Origin of the sequence: Streptomyces violaceoruber (genome assembly GCF_033406955.1) — a bacterium.
Lineage (GTDB): Bacteria > Actinomycetota > Actinomycetes > Streptomycetales > Streptomycetaceae > Streptomyces > Streptomyces violaceoruber.
This window is the reverse complement of sequence record NZ_CP137734.1, coordinates 4134412-4153956: the sequence shown is the minus strand read 5'-3', so window position 1 is coordinate 4153956 and position 19545 is coordinate 4134412. Positions and strand designations below refer to the sequence as shown.

15 protein-coding genes and 3 tRNA genes are annotated in these 19545 nt (G+C 73.2%); 10 read left to right on the top strand and 8 right to left on the bottom strand.

Translation table 11 applies throughout. The features are described 5' to 3' along the window. Positions 1-88: 88 nt before the first annotated feature. On the top strand, positions 89-1660 hold the full coding sequence (locus R2E43_RS18595; protein WP_319349400.1) for a S1C family serine protease: 1572 nt from the start codon (positions 89-91) through the stop codon (positions 1658-1660). Positions 1661-1801: 141 nt separating this feature from the next. Here the strand turns inward: R2E43_RS18595 and R2E43_RS18590 are convergent, their stop codons facing one another. Beyond that, positions 1802-2695: an NADP-dependent oxidoreductase gene (locus R2E43_RS18590; protein WP_168715296.1), complete on the bottom strand. Its 894-nt coding sequence runs from the start codon at positions 2693-2695 to the stop codon at positions 1802-1804. Between the two features lie 71 nt (positions 2696-2766). On the opposite strand from R2E43_RS18590, the gene R2E43_RS18585 reads away from it, so the two are divergent. The 3 genes from R2E43_RS18585 (at position 2767) to R2E43_RS18575 (ending at position 4728) form a co-directional block, all read left to right on the top strand. Further along, complete coding sequence (locus R2E43_RS18585; RefSeq protein WP_003974964.1) at positions 2767-3357, top strand: TetR/AcrR family transcriptional regulator; 591 nt, start codon at positions 2767-2769, stop codon at positions 3355-3357. Positions 3358-3420: 63 nt separating this feature from the next. Next, a tRNA-Ser gene (locus R2E43_RS18580) sits at positions 3421-3505 on the top strand. 416 nt (positions 3506-3921) lie between these two features. Next, on the top strand, positions 3922-4728 hold the full coding sequence (locus R2E43_RS18575) for a DUF4232 domain-containing protein (RefSeq protein WP_332056383.1): 807 nt from the start codon (positions 3922-3924) through the stop codon (positions 4726-4728). On the opposite strand, the gene R2E43_RS18570 is transcribed toward R2E43_RS18575, so the two are convergent. Both R2E43_RS18570 and R2E43_RS18565 read right to left on the bottom strand, forming a co-directional pair. Next, the gene (locus tag R2E43_RS18570; RefSeq protein WP_136208053.1) at positions 4695-5174 is read right to left on the bottom strand and encodes a hypothetical protein; all 480 of its coding nucleotides are present in this window, start codon (positions 5172-5174) and stop codon (positions 4695-4697) included. The genes R2E43_RS18575 and R2E43_RS18570 overlap by 34 nt on opposite strands. Positions 5175-5264: 90 nt before the next feature. Further along, positions 5265-6140: a bifunctional DNA primase/polymerase gene (locus R2E43_RS18565; protein WP_030863604.1), complete on the bottom strand. Its 876-nt coding sequence runs from the start codon at positions 6138-6140 to the stop codon at positions 5265-5267. A 365-nt stretch (positions 6141-6505) separates the two neighbouring features. Between R2E43_RS18565 and R2E43_RS18560 the strand changes: the two genes are divergently transcribed. From R2E43_RS18560 to R2E43_RS18550, 3 genes are all read left to right on the top strand, one after another. Continuing rightward, positions 6506-6832 (top strand): hypothetical protein, encoded by a 327-nt coding sequence (locus tag R2E43_RS18560; RefSeq protein WP_003974960.1) that lies wholly within the window; start codon positions 6506-6508, stop codon positions 6830-6832. 511 nt (positions 6833-7343) lie between these two features. After that, positions 7344-7949 (top strand): SigE family RNA polymerase sigma factor, encoded by a 606-nt coding sequence (locus tag R2E43_RS18555; protein ID WP_162495205.1) that lies wholly within the window; start codon positions 7344-7346, stop codon positions 7947-7949. A 128-nt stretch (positions 7950-8077) separates the two neighbouring features. Further along, on the top strand, positions 8078-9754 hold the full coding sequence (locus tag R2E43_RS18550) for a long-chain fatty acid--CoA ligase (protein ID WP_136208050.1): 1677 nt from the start codon (positions 8078-8080) through the stop codon (positions 9752-9754). A 72-nt stretch (positions 9755-9826) separates the two neighbouring features. Here R2E43_RS18550 and R2E43_RS18545 read toward each other — a convergent pair whose 3' ends face one another. Further along, positions 9827-11110 carry an MFS transporter gene (locus R2E43_RS18545; RefSeq protein WP_189283266.1) on the bottom strand — a complete coding sequence of 428 codons (1284 nt, stop codon included), beginning with the start codon at positions 11108-11110 and terminating at the stop codon, positions 9827-9829. Positions 11111-11245: 135 nt separating this feature from the next. Here R2E43_RS18545 and R2E43_RS18540 point away from each other — a divergent pair, with 135 nt between their 5' ends. Then, on the top strand, positions 11246-11824 hold the full coding sequence (locus tag R2E43_RS18540) for a TetR family transcriptional regulator (protein ID WP_003974955.1): 579 nt from the start codon (positions 11246-11248) through the stop codon (positions 11822-11824). 39 nt (positions 11825-11863) lie between these two features. Here the strand turns inward: R2E43_RS18540 and R2E43_RS18535 are convergent, their stop codons facing one another. Together R2E43_RS18535 and R2E43_RS18530 are read right to left on the bottom strand one after the other, a co-directional pair. Beyond that, the gene (locus R2E43_RS18535; protein WP_332056382.1) at positions 11864-16204 is read right to left on the bottom strand and encodes a hybrid sensor histidine kinase/response regulator; all 4341 of its coding nucleotides are present in this window, start codon (positions 16202-16204) and stop codon (positions 11864-11866) included. 174 nt (positions 16205-16378) lie between these two features. Next, on the bottom strand, positions 16379-16846 hold the full coding sequence (locus R2E43_RS18530) for an SSI family serine proteinase inhibitor (RefSeq protein WP_037666506.1): 468 nt from the start codon (positions 16844-16846) through the stop codon (positions 16379-16381). 181 nt (positions 16847-17027) lie between these two features. Between R2E43_RS18530 and R2E43_RS18525 the strand changes: the two genes are divergently transcribed. Both R2E43_RS18525 and R2E43_RS18520 read left to right on the top strand, forming a co-directional pair. Further along, a tRNA-Ser gene (locus R2E43_RS18525) sits at positions 17028-17118 on the top strand. Between the two features lie 191 nt (positions 17119-17309). Further along, positions 17310-17382 (top strand) — tRNA-Arg (locus R2E43_RS18520). Between the two features lie 767 nt (positions 17383-18149). Here the strand turns inward: R2E43_RS18520 and R2E43_RS18515 are convergent. Together R2E43_RS18515 and R2E43_RS18510 are read right to left on the bottom strand one after the other, a co-directional pair. Further along, a complete protein-coding gene (locus R2E43_RS18515) occupies positions 18150-18986 on the bottom strand; it encodes a protein kinase family protein (RefSeq protein ID WP_265696362.1) in 837 nt (278 codons plus the stop codon). A gap of 70 nt (positions 18987-19056) precedes the next feature. Further along, positions 19057-19500, bottom strand: coding sequence for a glycine-rich domain-containing protein (locus tag R2E43_RS18510; RefSeq protein ID WP_265696364.1), 444 nt, complete (start codon positions 19498-19500; stop codon positions 19057-19059). Positions 19501-19545 lie beyond the last annotated feature (45 nt).

Below are 19545 nucleotides of genomic sequence, written 5' to 3'. Positions count from 1 at the left end.
CGCGCCGGACCGTGGAGCAGCGCGTGAGCGTGGCTGGTGAGCGCGACCAGGGTGAGCGACAAACAGCCGTGGAACGAGGAGAGAAGCTGTGAGCACCGAGAACGAGGGCACCGCGGTACCCCCCGCCCCGTCCGCACCTCCCGTGCCGGTGGATGCTCCCGCTGCCTCCGCCCAGCCCCCCGCGCCGCACCAGCCCCCGGCGGCCACACCCGAGGCCCCGGCGGCTCCCCCCGCCCAGGCCCCGGACCCGGCGTCCCACGGCTCCACGGCTCCCGACGCCTCGTGGCCCCCGCCCCAGCCGCCCGGGTCCCCGGCGCAGCCGGCCGGCACCCCGGCGCCGACCCCGACGTACGGCGCGGGCGGAGACAACGGCTACGGCGGCAGCTTCGCCGGCGACAACGGCACCGGCAGTGACAACGGCACCGGCAGTGGCAACGGCACCGGCTTCGGTGACGGCCCCGGTGAAGGGGCGGGCGGCGGAGCGGGCGGCTGGGGTGCGGGCGGCTGGGGCGCCTCGTACCAGCAGCCCGCGCCGAAGCCGGGCCGCGGACGTGGCGGTGTGCTCGCCGGTGTCCTGATCGCCGCGCTGGTCGCGGGCGGCCTGGGCGGCGGCCTCGGCTACACCCTGGCCAGGAACAACGACGAGAGCGGCTCCACGACGGTCTCCGCCTCCGACACCGGCGGCTCCGTCAGGCGCGACGCGGGCACCGTCGCAGGCGTGGCGGCCAAGGCGCTGCCCAGCACGGTCACCATCCAGGCCGAGGGAAGCAACGGCGAGGGTGGCACCGGCACCGGCTTCGTCTTCGACAAGGAAGGCCACATCGTCACCAACAACCACGTGGTGGCGGAGGCGGTCGACGGCGGCAAGCTCAGCGCGACCTTCCCCAACGGCAAGAAGTACGACGCCGAGGTGGTCGGCCACGCCCAGGGCTACGACGTCGCGGTCATCAAACTCGAGAACGCCCCCTCGGACCTGAAGCCCCTCGCCCTCGGCGACTCCGACAAGGTGGCCGTCGGCGACTCCACGATCGCCATCGGCGCCCCCTTCGGCCTGTCCAACACCGTGACCACCGGCATCATCAGCGCCAAGAACCGCCCCGTGGCCTCCAGCGACGGCAGCGCGGACAGCAAGGCGTCCTACATGAGCGCCCTGCAGACCGACGCGTCGATCAACCCGGGCAACTCCGGCGGCCCGCTGCTGGACGCGCAGGGCAACGTCATCGGCATCAACTCCGCGATCCAGTCGACCGGCAACGGCGGCTTCGGCACCGGCCAGGCCGGCTCCATCGGCCTGGGCTTCGCGATCCCGGTCAACCAGGCGAAGTTCGTCGCCCAGCAGCTGATCAAGAGCGGCAAGCCGGTGTACGCGAAGATCGGTGCCTCCGTCTCGCTGGAGGAGACGACGAACGGCGCCAAGCTCACCGAGCAGGGCGTGGGCGGCTCCGACCCGGTCGAGAAGGGCGGCCCCGCCGACGACGCGGGCCTCAAGCCCGGTGACGTCATCACCAAGCTCGACGACCGGGTGATCGACAGCGGCCCGACCCTGATCGGCGAGATCTGGACCCACAAGCCCGGCGACGAGGTCACCGTCACCTACGAGCGCGGCGGCAAGCAGCACACCGCCGAGGTCACCCTGGGTTCGAAGCTCGGCGACGACTGACGCCGCCTTCCGCACACCACGATCAACCACTTCGCCACCGGGGCCGGGCCTCCGGTGGCGAAGTGCATTCAGTGAGGCAGGCGCCCGATCCGCGCCGATCCGCGCCGCGGCGCGGGACCGGACACCGCGCTCCGGGCAGGCTCAGATCACGAGGACCCGGCGCCCGCGCGTGTGACCGGCCTGGCTGTCGATGTGCGCCGACGCGGCCTCGGCGAGTGAGTACGACTTCTCGACCGGGATGTGGAGCTTCCCGCGGGAGATCAGGTCGACGGCCTCGGCGAGCGCCGCCGGCACGCTTCCGGCCACACCGGAGAACCGGACGCCGAACTCGGGCGCCCCCAGATCGGCGATGCTGACGACCCGCTCCGGACTCCCGGTCAGCTCGACCAGCTCGCGGATCACACCCGAACCGGCCAGGTCGAGAGCGGCGTGCACCTCGCCGAGCCGCCGTACCCGCTCGACCCAGCCCTCGCCGTACGTCGTGGCGACGGCACCGAGGTCGCGCAGGTACTCCTGGTTGGCGGCACCGGCCGTACCGATCACCGTGACGCCGCGCTCGCGGGCGATCTGCAGCACCGCCGACCCGACTCCCCCCGAAGCCCCGCTGACCAGCAGCGTCTGCCCGGGCCGCACACCGACCTCCCGCATGACGCGCAGCGCGGTCTCCACCACGGAGGGGTACCCGGCCGCCTCTTCGAAGGTCAGCCCCTCCGGCATCCGCGCCCAGGCCCCGAGCACGGCGAAGTCGGCGTAGGTGTCGGCGCCCTCCCCGAACACCCGGTCCCCGACCTCGACCCCGGTGACCCCTTCGCCGACCTCGTCCACCACACCGGCGGCGTCCAGCCCGACCCCGGAGGGCAACTCGACCGGATGGGCCCCCAGCACCTGCCCTTCCCTGACCCGCCAGTCGACGGGATTCACGCCCGCCGCCCGTACGGCGATGCGTATCCGACCAGGCCCCGCGTGGGGCTCCTCGGCGTCGACCAGTTGCAGAACGTCCGGACCGCCGAACTCGGCGAAGCTCACTTTCCTCATGCCGCCGAACGTATCACTAACGGATAGCTTTTCATAACGGTTACTGTTTCCTACCTGCTAGCCTGCGCGTCATGACCGTGCAGCAGTCGGGCCGCCGTGAGCGCAAGAAGGCCGCGACCCGCCAGAAGATCGCCGACACCGCGCTGCGGCTCTTCCTGGAACGCGGGTACGACGCGGTGGGCATCCGTGACGTGGCCGCCGAGGCCGACGTCGCCGTCACCACGCTCTTCTCCCACTTCGCCTCGAAAGAGGCCCTGGTCTTCGAGCAGGACGAGGACTTCGAGCACCGCCTCACGCGGGCGGTCACCGACCGGGCCCCGCACGAGCCGCTGATCCCCGCTCTGCGCCGCGAGATCCTGGCCCTGGTCCGGCACTGCACCGCGGACAGCGCGGCCCCGATCTGGCGGATGATCGACGCGTCCCCGGCCCTGCGGAAGTACGACGAATCGGTCCGCCTGCGCCACGCGGAAGCCCTGGCCACGGCCATCGCCGCCGACCCCACCCGCACCCGGAGCGAAACCGCCGCCCGCACCCTCGCGAGGTTCGTGATCGACGCCTACTCGCTGTCCCGCGAGGCCCCCGATCCCGAGGCCGCCCTCGACGAGATCTTCCCGATGATCGAGGCAGCCTGGGCGGCGGCCCGCCCTCCCCACCCCACGTGAGCCCCGCCCGCCGCACGGGGCCGGTAGGCTGTACCCGCTCCGCCCCGGGCGGGACGGCGCGCGGGTGGGTTGCCCGAGCGGCCTAAGGGAACGGTCTTGAAAACCGTCGTGGCGCAAGTCACCGTGGGTTCAAATCCCACACCCACCGCGGTATGTGACGGCCCCTGACCAGGCGTTGTGGTCAGGGGCCGTTGTCGTTGCGGTTGTGACAGGGCTGTGACCGGAGGTGTGGCTTCCGCCATGGTCGGGGTGCGGTGGGGCTGGTGGGGTGGGGAGATGCGAATTCCCCCGTTCCACACGGCGTTGGCGGTCTCCGGTGTTCTTGTGGCCGGTCTGGTGTTGGGCGGCTGCGGTACTGAGTCCGCCGGCTCCGCGGCAGGAGGTGGCGGGGAGACGACGGGGCCGTGTGCGGGCGGTGCCGCCGCCGACGACGGGGCTTCCGGCGGCGCGAACGGCGCCGGTGAAGAGCGGGACGGGGTCCGGGTCGTCGGGACGGTGGAGCGGGACGGGGCCGGGGTGAACGCTTCGCCCAGTGGGCGGGCGAGTCAGCGGCCCGGGGTGTCGGTGACGGCGGACAGTCTGCCGGGGGCCGGGGGAGCGGCCGGGCCGTGTGTCGTCCAGTACGACGTGACCAACCCGGGGGCCGAGCCCTTCACGTACACCATCACCTTCTCCCTGATGGACGAGCAGGGCCGGGCGATGTCGAATGTCGAGGAGACGGTGGCCTCCGTGGGGGCGGGGAAGACCGTGCGGAGGACTCTTGAGCACGGTGGGTATCCGGGCGGCGGGGTGCTCGATGCCGGGCGGGTGCGGATTCTCGACGTGGAGCGGGTGCCCTCCGACGAGGCGCCGGCGCCCGCGAGTTCCTGTCCGGCGTCCGGGCTGCGGCTGACCGCCGACCAGGGCGACGCGGCGATGGGGCTGCGTGTCGTGGGGCTGCACCTGGAGAACTGCGGGAGCCGGACGTACTCCCTGGAGGGATATCCGGTGCTCCAGTTGCTCGACGCCGAGCACCAGCCGGTGGACGGGATCGAGATCCTGCGCGGCACCGACGGCATCCCGATGGCGGGCGGGGACGAGGGGCCGCCACGGCCGGTGACGCTGCGGCCCGGGGAGTCCGCCGTGTCGGGGCTGGCGTGGCGCAACACCACCGAGTTCGGCGCGGCGGTGACCGTGCCCTACGTCAGGGTCCGGGCCGAGGCCGGTGCCGACCCGGTGACGGTCGCCCCGCACCTCGACCTCGGCACCACCGGCGAGCTGGGGGTCCGGCCGTGGCGGAAGGACGAGACGGGGGCGGGCAGGGGCACGGGGGAGAGCGGCAGCGGACGGCCGGGGGCTCAGGGTCCGTACGGCATGCCTTCCAGCTCGTAGTCCTGTGCCAGGGACGTCCAGTCGACCTGCCGCAGGGCGGGGTCCGTGTCGTACGGGTCCGGGACCCGGGTCGTCGGCTGGAACCAGATGACGGTCAGGCCGGAGCGGTGGGCGACCGGGTCCTTGGCCGGGGCCAGGGGCATGGAGGAGAAACGGCCGAGGCAGGCCACGCGCGGGAGCGTCTCGACGGGACCGAAGGCGCCCGCGTACTGGTCCGGGTACTCGCGCGACGGCGGGATCAGGTGCACCGGCACGGTGGGGGACAACCCGGCGGCGGTGTGCAGCAGTGCCCGGATGCGCAGGTCGTTCACGGGACGGCACGGGTAGCCCGCCGGCATGTCGCCGTAGGTCGGGGTCAGGCGCAGCTCGGTCAGCTCGACGCTGCGGCCGCAGGACAGGACGATCCTGGTCAGCGACAGGGTCGGCACTCTGGGACGGTCGTGCATCGGGGTCTTTCGGTTGCTGTGCCGGGTGGGTCGTGTCGCGTGGGGGCGGACTGCGGACTGCGGACTGCGGACTGCGGGGCTCCGGGTCCGTCAGGGGTGTCGGCCCGTCATGCGGGCCGCCGACGCGATCGTCGCGCGGGCCTCGCGTTCGGTCAGGCCGGTGGTCCGGGCGGCGTCCAGCAAGGGGGCGAGGAGGGCCGCGCCGACGCCGTTCTCGTAGGCGCGGCAGGCCGCCCAGAAGAGGCGGGTGTTGCGCTGGCCCTCGTGGGCGGCCAGGACGAACTGGACGAGGCCGCGCCCGTCGCCCGCCGGTTCGCCGTCGGCACGCCGGACGGGGGGCGGGAGCAGCAGGCGCAGGAGCGCGGGCGGACAGGGCGCCGGCCTGAGGTGGGACGTGCCGGGGGCGATCGTGTAGGCGCCGTGGCGGGTGCGGGAGCCGGGGCCGACGAGGTAGCCGCCGGCGCCCCGGATGTCGATGCCGGGGGCGAGGCGGCCCGCCGAGTTGGGGACGACGTGGTCCGGCGGGCCGGTCAGCCAGAGGTGGCGGCCTCCGCTGGGGGTGAGGACGACGACCGTGGGCGGGATCGTGAACAGGTGGCGCAGGGCCAGTTCGCGCAGGGCGGTGGCGGAGTCCGTCTGCGCCGCCGCCGACTTCGTGTCCAGGTCGACCCCGATCAGGTGGTGCGGCGGAAGGCCGCAGGCGATGCCGTAGCCCGTGGCCCACGGGGCGGCGGCGAAGAGCGCGCGGACGCGGTCCGGGTCGGTGGAGGCGTCGTGGACACCGTGGCCGAAGCGGCCGCACTCGCCGCGGCAGGCGAAGGGCTCGGAGGCCGGGGCGTCGCGGTGCGGGGAGCGCAGCGCCGGGAGCTTCGTCCGGGCCAGCGGGATGACGGCCAGTCCGCGTTCCGCGGCTGACAGGGCGTGTGCGAGGGCCAGCGTCGTGGCCCGCCGGTCGGTGGTGGCCATGGGTCTATGTTCGTACGTATGTTCGAGAAAGGGAAGGGTGAGGGGTGCGACACGCCGGGGAGGGAGGAGTGCGGGGAGAAACTGGCGGAACGCTTCACCTCTTGCGGGGCTTGAGGTGGAGTCGTCCGTGCTGTCCCGGCATGGGGAAGAAGGGAAGCAAAGGGGTTTATCGACTTGTCCTCACGCTTGAGGGCGAATCAGGGCTTCCGGGGTGGTTCGCCGGGGATTCGGTGGGCAACTCTGATCACGCGACGTCGTGCCACAGCGTCGAGGTGGTTGGCCAACTGCCTTGACATAAGCCCTAGTTCACTTACTTCTCGCGTTGTCGGCTGGAAGCCGGTGCGCACTTGTTCTGGAGGAACAACATGGCAAGCATCCGTACCGCCCGTGTCGTCGCCGCCGTCGCCGCCCTTCCGCTCGCCGCCGCTCTCCTCGGCGGGGTGGCGACGGCGGACAACGGCGCCTTCGCGGACGACGGATCGAACGCGACCGCCGCCAGCGCCTCCGCGGGCATCATCGGCAGCGGCGTCGGCGACGACAACAACGGCAACTCGTCCACCACGCAGCAGCAGGCGGTCGGCTCGGGGGCCTCGAACCAGAGCAACACCGCGCAGGTCGACGGCTCCGCCTTCACGTCGATCAACCAGGGCAACGACAACGTGGCCGTCACCTTCTCCCCGCTGTGGTGGTGAGCTGAGGGGCCCGGCGCGGGTGCGCTGCCGCGCCGGTCCCTCGGTACTTGTGCGGGTGTGCTTCATGGGGTCGCAGTGCGTCCGGGCGACGGTACTCAGGTACCGTCGCCCGGACGTTTCTCGTGCCCGCGTCGACCAGGCCCGCGTCGGCCAGGCCCGCGTCGGCCACGCCCGTGCCGATCAGGCCCGCGTCGGCCGTGCCCGCGCCGGCCGTGCTGCGGATGCCGGGCCGTCCTCGCCGGGTGTACGCCTCGCGGGGGCATCCGGGCCCCCGGCCGGTGCACGCCCCGCGGGGGCATCCGGGCTCTCGCCGGAGCGCGCCCCGCGGGTACTCCGGGCCCCCACGGGTGCTCGCCTCGTGCGAACCCTCAGGGGTCAACCCGCAGTACCCCTCCTCCCCCACTCCACCTACAGGAGGTGGGGCCAACACCACCCCTACAACCTGAGGCGGACTCGGCTTCGGGACCTGCGGCCGATCCGCCGGGTGCCCCCTCGCTCATAGCGTTGAGCCATGACCACACCCGTCTGCACCAGCGCTTCGAACGCCGCCACAGCCATGGCGCCGGCCACGGCGAGGACCACCGCACCGGCCGCGTCCACGGCACGGACGCAGACCTTCCCGTACCCGTCGTTCTCGTCGTACGTGAAGGCGCGCCAGCCGGTGCTGCTGCGTACCGCCCGGTCGCTCACCGCGAACCCGAGCGACGCGGAGGACCTGCTGCAGACCGCGCTCACCAAGACGTACGTGGCCTGGGAGCGCATCGAGGACCATCGCGCCCTGGACGGCTACGTGCGCCGGGCGCTGCTGAACACCCGGACGTCGCAGTGGCGCAAGCGCAAGGTCGACGAGTTCGCCTGCGACGAGCTGCCCGAGCCGGAGCCCGTGTCCGGGGGCGACGACCCGGCGGAGCGGCAGGCCCTGCACGACGCGATGTGGCGGGCGATCATGAAGCTGCCCGCCCGGCAGCGCGCGATGGTCGTCCTCAGGTACTACGAGGACCTCAGCGAGGCCCGTACGGCCGAAGTGCTCGGAGTTTCCGTGGGTACGGTGAAGTCGGCCGTCTCCCGGGCCCTCGGCAAGCTCCGCGAGGACCCTGAGCTGGGGTTCGTTCGGTAATGATCCGGTATGTGAACGCCCGGTGGGATCGCGTATTCGGCGCCGCCCACTGATCGATCACCCGGGACTAGTGACATACCGCGCGGTATGTGCGCAGAATCAGCGCAACCCTTACCGCCGCGTAGGCAATGTCGCCCCGGGAGGACACCGTGCTGAGCACGATGCAGGACGTACCGCTGCTGATATCGAGGATCCTGACCCACGGGTCGGCCATCCACGGCAGCTCGCAGGTGACCACCTGGACCGGTGAGGACGAGCCGCACCGCCGCTCCTTCGCCGAGATCGGTGCCCGCGCCGCCCAGCTGGCGCACGCCCTGCGCGAGGACCTCGCCGTCGGCGACGACGAACGCGTGGCGACCCTCATGTGGAACAACGCCGAGCATGTCGAGGCCTACTTCGCGATCCCCTCCATGGGCGCGGTCCTCCACACCCTCAATCTCCGCCTCCCGCCCGAGCAGCTGGCCTGGATCGTGAACCACGCCGCCGACCGGGTCGTGCTCGCCAACGGTTCGCTGCTGCCGCTGCTCGCCCCGCTGCTGCCGCACCTGAAGACGGTCGAGCACGTCGTCGTCACCGGGCCGGGCGACCGCTCCCTGCTGGACGGGGCCGCCGTCCAGGTGCACGAGTACGAGGACCTGATCGCCGGGAAGCCGACCGCCTACGACTGGCCCGAGCTGGACGAGCGGGCCGCGGCCGCCATGTGCTACACCTCCGGCACCACCGGCGACCCCAAGGGCGTGGTCTACAGCCACCGCTCCATCTACCTGCACTCCATGCAGGTCAACATGGCCCAGTCGATGGGCCTGACCGACCAGGACACGTCGCTGGTCGTGGTCCCGCAGTTCCACGTCAACGCCTGGGGGCTGCCGCACGCCACCTTCATGACCGGCGTGAACATGCTGATGCCGGACCGCTTCCTGCAGCCCGCGCCCCTCGCCGCGATGATCGAGGGCGAGCGGCCCACGCACGCCGCCGCCGTCCCCACCATCTGGCAGGGCCTGCTGGCCGAGCTGACGGCCAGGCCCCGCGACGTCTCCTCCCTCACCCAGGTCACCATCGGCGGCTCGGCCTGTCCCCCCTCCCTCATGGAGGCGTTCGACGCGCTGGGCATGCGGGTCTGCCACGCCTGGGGCATGACGGAGACCTCGCCGCTCGGCACCATCGCCCGGCCGCCGGCCCACGTGGTCGGGACGCCGGAGGAGTTCGCCTACCGCCTCACCCAGGGGCGTTTCCCGGCCGGCGTCGAGGCCCGCCTCACCGGTCCCGGCGGCGAGCGCCTGCCCTGGGACGGCGAGTCCGCCGGTGAGCTGGAGGTGCGCGGCAACTGGATCGCCGGTGCCTACTACAACGGCCCCGGGGCCGATCCGCTGCGTCCCGACGACAAGTTCAGTGCGGACGGCTGGCTGAAGACCGGTGACGTCGGCACGATCTCCCCGGACGGGTTCCTCACCCTCACCGACCGGGCCAAGGACGTCATCAAGTCCGGCGGCGAGTGGATCTCCTCGGTCGAGCTGGAGAACGCGCTGATGGCCCACCCGGACGTCGCCGAGGCCGCGGTCGTCGCCGTACCGGACGACAAGTGGGGCGAGCGTCCGCTGGCCACCGTCGTCCTCAGGGAGGGCGCCAGCACCGACTTCGCCGCCCTGCGCACCTTCCTCGCCGAGGACGGCAAGATCGCCAAGTGGCAGCTCCCGGAACGCTGGACGGTCATCGAGACGGTGCCGAAGACGAGCGTCGGCAAGTTCGACAAGAAGGTGCTGCGCCGGCAGTACGCCGAGGGCGGTCTCGACGTCACCCGGCTCTGACCCCGCCGGTACGCTTCCCGCCGGGCGGGCCACCACGGTTCCCCGCCCGGCACCCGCCCGCCGCTTCCGTCCTTACCGAGCGGACCGCACAGATCGCGCAGATCGCGCAGATCGCGCAGACCGCGCAGGGCGTACGGCCGTGGCCGTCCACCCCAGCACCAGCCAGGCCCCCGCCACCGCGCACACGCCGCCCCAGCCCCAGTGGCCGAACGCGGGCCCCGCGAGGGCCGAGGCGAGCGCGCCGCCCGCGAAGCCGGCGACGACGTACGCCGTGTTGGCGGTGGCCGGGGCCGAGGTCGTGGTGAGGGCCAGGGTCTGGTTGGCGACGTGCGAGGCGACCAGGGCGGCGTGCACCAGGACGGCGGCCGCGCACAGTGCCGCCATCACCTGACCGCCCAGCCAGAACAGCGGCACCGAGAGGGCGGCCAGCGCGTACGCGGACCGTACGACCTTGGCCGCGCCGAACCGGTCGACCAGACCCCCGGCGAGCGGCGCGACGACACTCGCCGCCAGCCCGAACAGGCCGAACAGTCCGGCCGCGGCGGTGGTCATGCCGTACCCCTCGCCCTCCGTGAGCAGCAGGGCCAGCGAGGTCCACAGGGCGCTCCAGGCGCCGTACATCCCCGCCTGGCGCACGCACGCCCGCCACAGGTCGGGCGAGCGGCGCACCAGTCCCGGTATCGCGACGAGCCCGGCGAACAGCGGGCCCCGCCGCTGCCGCCGCTCCACCGGCAGGATGTACGCGGTCGCCAGCCCCAGTACGGCGGTGAGGACGGCGGCGCCCACGAACACCGCCCGCCAGCCGAAGGCCTGCCCGGCGAGGCCGCCGAGCACCCGGGCCGCGACGACGCCGGTGAACAGGCCCGCGATGACGGCCGCGACGTGCCGGGCCCGGCGGTCGGCGGGAGCGCGCTCGGCGACCAGCGGGACCAGCAGCTGCGGTACGACGGTGGCGGCCGAGGCGACCAGGACGGCGCCGGCGAGCGCGCCGGTCCCGGCCGACGCGGCGGCGGCGAGCAGGGCGGCGGTGGCGACCAGCGAGAGGGCGGCGACCAGGCGGCGCCGGTTCACGCTGTCCCCGAGCGGGGCGAAGAAGAGCAGGCCGGCCGCGTATCCCAGCTGGGCGACCGAGGCGAGCCAGGCGACCGCCGACGGGGTGGAGCCCATGTCGTGGGCGATGAGGGGGAGCAGCGGCGCCGCGAGGTAGATGTTGGCGGCCGTCACGGCGGTGCACAGGGCGATCAGGGGGAGGAAGAGCCGGGCGGCGGCGCCGGACGGCCCCTTCCCGGAGGGCTCCCTCCTGGCGGCCGGAGTGGACGTGGGGGCGGGAGTGGTGGAGGACGGCGAAGACGGCATGGGCGGGGCGACTCCTTCGAGCACGCACTAACAACTAACTGGTTGGTTGGAAGTAACCCGAGGAGTCTCACCCGCATTCCCGAAGTGTGTCAACCAAATAGTTGGTTACCTCGCCGGCCCGGCTACCCTGGCCCCATGGCAGCAAGGGACCCCGAGGCCACCAAGGCCCGGATCTTCGAGGCGGCGGTGGCGGAGTTCGCCCGTCACGGCATCGCCGGCGCGCGCATCGACCGCATCGCGGCCGAGGCCAGGGCCAACAAGCAGCTGATCTACGCCTACTACGGCAACAAGGGCGAGCTGTTCGCGTCCGTCCTCGAGAAGAAGATGCTCGACCTCGCGATCTCCGTCCCCGTCGACCCGGACGACATCGAGGGCTGGATCGACCGCCTCCTCGACTACCACGCCGCCCACCCCGAGCTGCTCCGCCTGCTCTTCTGGGAGGGCATGGAGTACGGCACCGCCGAGCTGCCGCACGAGGCCGAACGGCAGGAGCACTACGCCCGCAAGGTCGCCGCCGTGCGGGACGGCCAGGAGCGCGGCGTGATCACCGACGCCATCCCGGCGCCCGACCTCCTGTTCCTGCTGGTCGCGATGGCCAACTGGGCGGTCGTGGTGCCGCAGATGAAACGCATCCTGGTCGGTGGCGGGGACGCCGACACCGACGGCCTGCGCGACTCGATCAAGAAGGCGGCCCGCCGCATCGTCGACCGGTGACACGGAGGGACCCGTCGGCCGGTGCCGCCGCGGACGCCCTCAGTTGGTCCCGATCCGCGAGAGCAGCTCGACGATCCTGGACTGCACCTCAGCGCTGGTGGAACGCTCCGCCAGGAACAGCACCGTCTCGCCCGAGGCCAGCCGCGGCAGGTCGTCCTGGTCGACGGCGGCGGTGTAGACGACCAGCGGGGTGCGGTTGAGCTGTCCGTTGGCGCGCAGCCAGTCGACGATCCCGGCGGACCTCTCCTGCCGCCGCTGCACCCGCATCAGGTCCATCACGACCAGGTTCGGCCGGAACTGCCCCGCCAGCGTCACCGCGTCGGCGTCGCTCGCGGCCCGCGCCACCTGCATCCCGCGCCGCTCCAGCGTCGAGGTCAGCGCCAGCGCGATCTCCGCGTGCTCCTCGATCAGCAGGACGCGCGGCGGATGCTGCTCGCTGTCCCGCGGCGCGAGCGCCTTCAGCAGGACGGCCGGATCGGCACCGTAGGCGGCGTCCCGCGAGGCCTGCCCGAGCCCGGCCGTGACCAGCACCGGCACCTCGGCCGCCACCGCCGCCTGCCGCAGCGACTGGAGTGCCGTACGCGTGATCGGCCCGGTCAGCGGGTCCACGAACAGCGCGGCCGGGAACGCCGCGATCTGCGCGTCGACCTCCTCGCGCGAGTTCACGATCACCGGCCGGTAGCCGCGGTCGCTGAGCGCCTGCTGCGTGGAGACGTCCGGCGCGGGCCACACGAGCAGCCGGCGCGGGTTGTCCAGCGGTTCCGGCGGCAGCTCGTCGTCCATCGGCTGCGGGCGCGGCGGATCGGCCACCTCGACGGCCCCGCCGGGTCCGTCCAGCGGTTCGGGTCCCTCGGCGGCGTTCCGGTCCGGCGCCCCTATGGCGTACGACCGTCCGGCGCCCTCGGTGACCGGCGCGAGGCGTCCCTGACCGCCGGCCAGGGACGGCTGGTCCGGGGACTGCCTCGGGGGCTGCGGCGGGGCCTGCTTCTTCGGCTGCGCGCCCGGCGGCTGCTCCGCGGGCGAGTGCGGGCGGGCCGACGGCGCCGTCCCGCCGGCGGCCGGGTCGGGCGGCGTGCCCAGCTTGCGGCGCCGGCCGCCGCCGCCCGGCTGGTGCGGGGCGGGAGTGGCCGACGGCTGCTGCACCTGGACCGCCTGCCGGTTGAACGGCACGCCCTGGCCCAGGGTCCGCACGCTGATCGCCCGTCCCTGCGTCGAGTTCGGGTCGACGGGCGCGGAAGCCTCGGCGGGCAGCGGCTGCGCCGCGCGAGGGGCGGGCGCGTTCTCGGGCGGCAGCGGGGTGCCCCGGCTCGGCGTGGTGGCGGGCACGCCCTGCGGGGCGGCAGGGGCGGCAGGGGCCGCAGGCGCCGGTGCCGCACCGGGCGGTACGGGGGCGCCGGGCGGTACGGGGGCGCCGGCACCCTGGATGTCCGCGGCGGCGGGCCACGGCTGCGGCGCGGGCGCGGGCTGCCCCGGGGCGGCGGGCGCCGCGGTGTCGGCACCGGACTCGGCGGGCCGGGGTGCCTGTGCCTCGGTACCGGTCGCGGCCGGGGCGGGCACGGGGGCTCCCTGCACCGGCGGCGCTCCTTGTACCGGGATGCCCTGTGCGGGCGCACTCTGCGCCTGGCCCTGGCCCTGGCCCTGAGCCTGGCCCGGCACCGGTTCGTCGGCCGGGCGGGCGGCCCCGGCCCGTCGGCGGCGTCCCGTGGGCGCCTCGGCGGGGTGGGGCTGCGGCGGCGTGTGGTCCTCGGACTGGTCGTGCGATACGGCGTCGTGACGGCCCTCGTCGGGCACGGCGTCACCGGGAGCGGCGGGTCCCGGCACCCGGACCCGACCGGGCTGGACCTGCCCCGGTTCCTGAACCCGTCCCTGAGCCTCTGCCGTCCCCTCGGAAGGACGGTCGGCGTCGGCGCCGGCGGGCGGCAGGGCGAACACCTGGCGCGGAGCGGCCTCCTGCGCCGCGGCGCGCTCGTTGGCGGAGGCCAGGGCACGGCGTCGGCGCCCCGTCGGCCGGTCGGCGGCCTCCGGGTCTGCCGGGTTCGACTCGCCGGCCTGCGCGGGCAGCGCCGGAGGCAGGGCGTGCTGCTCACCGCCGTCCTGCCCCGCCCGGCGTCCGGAGGGCGCGGGGACGCCCTGCGGCGGCACGGTCCCGCCCAGGCCGGTGTTGGACGCCGCGGCCCCGCCGCCGTGCTCGCCGGCCATGACGACGGCACCCTCGGACACCCCGCCGAGCGCGGCCTGGGGCACCCCGGCCACCTCGGCGCCCGAAGTCTCCGCGGGCCGTCCCCGCCGACGCCCGGTACCACCGGCCCCGGCGCCCGCACCGGGCCCCGCCTGCGCGGGCACGGGCAGCGGAGCCGGTACGTCGCCGCCCTGTCCCTGTCCCTGAGCGCTGATCTCGGCCCCGGCCTCGGCCCCGGCCTCGACCCCGGCCCCAGCCTGGGCCCCGGCCTGGGCCGCGCGCCTCCTGCGCCGCCCGGTCGGTGCGGAGTTCTCCGCCTCGGGCCCGGCTCCGGCGTCGCCCGGTGCCCCGGCGACCCCGCTCTCCAGGAACGCGTCGACGGAGGCCCGACGGGCCCGCCGCCGCCCGCCCCCGGAAGCTGGTTCCCGAACGGCCACGGTGCCCTGCGCACCCACGCCACCGGCCGAGTCGGCAGCGGCGTCCGGCACGGCGGGGGCGATCTGCGCGAGCTCGGCACCCTGGGCGGTGACGGCACCCGCCCCGCCGCCGATCGGCACCTCCAGCACGAACGCGCTGCCGCTCATGCCCGGCACGTCGTGCGTCTGCAGCACGCCACCGTGCGCCCGCACGATCCCGCGCACGATCGGCTCGTGCACCGGGTCTCCCCCGGCGTACGGCCCGCGTACCTCGATGCGCACGACCTCGCCGCGCTGCGCCGCCGCGACCACGACGGTGTTGTCCAGGTAGCCGCCCGTCGCCGACACGGGCGAGTTGCCGGTGGCGTCGACACCGGCGACGTCCGCGACGAGGTGCGCGAGCGCGGTGGCCAGCAGCCGGGGATCGACCTCGGCCTCGATCGGCGGCGCGTGCACGGCGAACTGCACCCGCCCCGGGCCGATCAGCTCCACGGCGCCGTCGACACCCGCGGCGACGACGGCGTCGAGCATCACCTTCGTGCGGGCGACCTGTTCGTTGCCCACGTCCAGGCGCTGGTAGCCGAGGACGTTGTCGATGAGGGTGGTGATGCGCGAGTAGCCGGCCGACAGGTGGTGCAGCACCTGGTTGGCCTCGGGCCACAACTGCCCGGCGTCGTCCGACGCCAGCGCGGCCAGCTCCCGGCGCAGCTCGTCCAGCGGCCCGCGCAGCGAGTCGCCGAGGAGGGTGAGCAGCTGCTCGTGCCGCCCGGCGATCGCCTCGTACCGGTCCTTCTCCCGCTCGCCGAGGGCGGCGTAGCGGTCGGCGTCCGCGGCGAGCTCCTCCGCGTGCTGCTCCTTCAGCTCCTCCAGCTCGGCGGCGTGCCGCTGCCGCAGCCCGGTCAGCTCGGCGGCGTGCTCCTCGGCGAGCCGCTCCAGTTCCTCGGCGTGCCGCCGCTCCGCCTCCTCGTGCTCCTCGACGAGGGCGTCGTAGGGGCGCCGGTCGGTGAAGGTCATCACGGCGCCGACGAGCTGGTCGCCGTCGCGCACGGGTGCGGTCGTCAGGTCGACCGGCAGCTGGTCCCCGCTCTTGGCGAACAGCACCTGCCCGCGCACCCGGTGCTTGCGCCCGGAGCGCAGGGTGTCGGCGAGCGGCGACTCGTCGTACGGGAAGGGCGAGCCGTCGGCACGCGAGTGCAGGACCAGGGTGTGCAGCTCGCGCCCGCCGAGTTCACCGGCCCGGTAGCCCAGGATCTGCGCGGCGGCCGGGTTGACGAGGACGATCCGCCCGTCGGTGTCGGTGCCGACGACGCCCTCGGAGGCGGCCCGCAGGATCATCTCGGTCTGCCGCTGCGAACGGGCCAGCTCGGCCTCGGTGTCGACGGTGCCGGAGAGGTCGCGGACGACCAGCATCAGCAGCTCGTCGCCGGTGTAGCCGTAGGTGTCGTAGGCCTGCTGGCCGGTCTCCAGGTTGGCGCTGGTGACCTCGACCGGGAACTCGGAGCCGTCGGTGCGCCGCGCGACCATCCGCGTCGGCTTGGTGCGCGCCCGCGGGTCGATGTGGTCGGGGCGCCGCATGGAGCCGGGGATCAGCCGCGAGTCGAAGTGCGGCAGCAGATCCAGCAGCCCCCGCCCGACCAGCGCGGTGCCCGGCGTCTCGAACGCCTCCAGCGCGATGGTGTTCGCGTTGACCACGGTGCCGTTCGCGTTGACCAGGACCAACGCGTCCGGCAGCGCGTCCAGTATGGCTGCGAGGCGAGCAGTGCCTCGGGATGGCCTGCTGCTCACGAGACGCTTCCCTCCTGTTACCGCACTTGCCGACCGCCTGGGCCATCTTGCCAATCGGCCCGCAGCGTGTCACGCGAGGGAGTCTAAGGGTTGGGGCCCCTCGGGCGGCGTGGGATGGGACGGAGGTCGCACGAGGAAGTGACGTAGAACGTGTGACCGGTCACCGTCCGGGCCCTACGACCGGGCCGGGGCCCCCACCTCGGGCAGCAGTGGGACCATGCGGTCCCACCGGGAGATCTCGCAGCCGTCGCGCCGGTCGTACGTCGCGTCGACGGGGCGTCCGGCCCACGTGCCGGTGACGCGCGCGGTGGCGGGGCCGCCGTACTGCATGGTGCAGACGGCGCCCTCGGGTACCGGCGCGAAGACCTCCTGGCCCCACCGGGTGTCGCGGTCGACGACGGCACAGGCGCCCTCCGTGTCGGGGTGGTCGCCGCCGACGGGGTGGCAGTACAGCTCGTACGTGCCGTCCATGCCCGCGCCGGCGTCGCGGACGGTGACCGTGAGGTGGTCACCCTCCGGAGCGGCGGGACCGGCGCCCGCGACCGCGGCCGAGGGCGCGGCACAGACGGAGGCGAGGGCGGCGGCGGACAGGGCGGCGGCGCCGAGGAGGCGGGCGGCGGGGGTGCGGGTCACCTGGAACATGACCTGACCAACGCGCCGGCCGCCCGGACGTTGCGCACCGGACCGGTGGACTAGGCCGTAAGGGCTTTGCTCTGCGGCCTGCCCGCCTAGTACCGTGGGGGCCGATTGGTGACAGCGCGCTCAACTGTGTCATCATCGGCACGCGCCACTCGCGCTCGCCCGCGAGACGGTGATGTTGTCTGGAGGCGTCGCCTAGTCCGGTCTATGGCGCCGCACTGCTAATGCGGTTTGGGTCTTAAAGCCCATCGAGGGTTCAAATCCCTCCGCCTCCGCACGAACACGGAAGCCCCGGCCCACCCGGCCGGGGCTTCTGTGTTGCCGACCGCCCGCAACCGGCATTTGCCCAGGTCACAAGGGGTGCGGCCAATGGATTTCACATGACGGCGGCAGTCATGTAATGTTCTTCCTGTCGCCGCGAACGGGCCGGAAGGCACGGGAGCGGCGGTAAAACTGAACAAGACAAGCACTCGTAGCTTAACGGATAGAGCATCTGACTACGGATCAGAAGGTTGCAGGTTCGAATCCTGCCGAGTGCACAGCAGACCAGAGGCCCTAAGGATCACTCCTTAAGGCCTCTGGCTTTTGCGTTGACGGCAGTGTTTGACGGTAACCGGGTTTGCGGACCGATCAGACAGCCACTGGGACACCCGCCGAGCCGCCGTCATCGTCCGGATCGTTGCCGTCACCTCTCAGGGCATCCCCCATCCGGTCGAACGCCGAGCGCTGCGAGTCAAGGCGGCCCGCCTACGGCGGTCCGCGCGCGCTGGCGGCCGGGGGCCGCCGCCGCTCCCTGTCTCCGCCACCGCTGCGCCGGCCCCCGGCCACTCAGCGCGCAACACCGCCAAGGCAGGCAGCCAGGCCACGAAGCAACTCGCCCAGCCCGAGCACCAGGACCACGACCAGGTCCAGGCCGAGCCCGAGTAAGCACGACCCGGCCGCCCGGATGCCCGCCGTTTCAAAACCGGGAAGCGTGGCTGATGCCGGTACGGGTTGCTGGAGGCACACGTGACGGGTGCTCGTTCGGCGCACGCGCCGCCGTGGCTGACTTTCGGTGGCACCGGTCAGAACCGGGCGCCCAGTGACTGGCCTTCAACCGCTCATCCTCTCCAACTCAGGAACCGTCGAGGGGGTTGTAGCCGCACCCGAATCGGAGCACGCCGACCACCCCGGTACCATCGGCACCGGGGTCCTGATCAGGGCTTCCGCAACCGGACCACCCGGAATGCTGTCCAGGCTGAGGGTGGTCCGGTCATTTGTTGTCGGTGTCCGCGCACGTGACGCGAGATGAGTCGGGGCTTCCGGATCAGATCAGCGCTTTGCCCACCTCGTAGATGGAAGGCCGATCTCCCGGCGCATGGCTGAGCATGGCATCGACCAGTTCGCCCAGTTCACCGGGCACCTTCACGGGCCGACGCCGACCGTTGGCCACTGCCTCTCTCTGCACGGAGCGCGGAGCGTCGTCCGGGTACTCGACTGCCCGCCAGCCCGTGGCGGAGATGAGCAGCGAGGCTCCGAGCGCGTAGACGTCGGCTTGCTGTGTCGGCTCCGCTTCCCCGGTGTCGAGCACGCTGCGCGCGATCTCCGGCGCCTCGTAGTGGACGAGGCAGCCGCGGAACGGGAAGTCGTACCCGCTGGGCACCTGCCCGCCCTGGGCGAGGGCGAGGTCGATGAGGCGCGTTCGTTCTGGCCCGACGATGAAGTGCGCGGGCTGCACATCACCGTGAGCCCAGCCGCGTACATGGAGATCAGCCAGGGCTTCGACGCAGCCCAGCGCCACGCTGGTGTGAGGCTTGACGGACGAGCCCGCCCTACGGCATGGCTCCCACAGCCTGTAGAGGTCTGGCCCTTCGTGCCACGGCTGGAAGTTCCACGTGCCGCGCTCCCATTCGCCGTACGCGACAGCGTCGAGGCCGAGGCGATGCAGGACAGCGCCCTCGCGTGCGGGCGCGAGCGCGGTCCATGGCTGGGCAGGCCATTCGGCCGTGGCCGCGATCGGATAGCCGAGCTTCACCGCGAAGTGGCCCCGGTGGCTCTCCACCTCCCAGACCGTGGAGCCTCGACGATCGATGACGATGCGCTGAGTCGTGGGCATGAGCGCGTCGAGCACCATGATCGGCAGTTCAGGGGTCGGGCCGGACAAGATCTCTTCTCCCTCCGGGCGAACGCGGCCGACCCCGAGTCGAGGCCGGCCGCGCCGCTGTTGTCGTGAGCTACGCCTGACCGTACGGTCGGCCACAGTCGGAGTCGCACTGTGCGAGGTTCGTCCCGTCCACGGTCCACAGGTCGTCGAAGACCACGAACCCGGCCGCCTTCACGGCATGCGCCGAAGCAGCGACCTTCTCCAGGTCGCGGCCCCCTCCACCGGGCTTCGGGTTGTGGTGCAGGAATCGGCCGGCGTACCGCTCACACAGCCCGGCGTACTCCTTCGTGTGCAGGATGAGCGCGTGAAGCCCGAGGTCGACGTCGTCGGACGGGACCATGGGCACGGTCGCGGTGGCCGCCGTGACGAGGAACGCGACCGCCTGGTCCGCGATCCGCCCAGCGCGCTCGGGGGACTGCCCGTTGTGGACGACCACGAAGCGGGCCACGCTCTCGAACAGTTCCTCGCCAGCCACCGCGAGACCGGTCTTCTGATCGTTCGCTGTTGCCGTCATGTGCAATCTCCTCAGGTGAGGTGGTGCAGGGCATGTACAACGCGT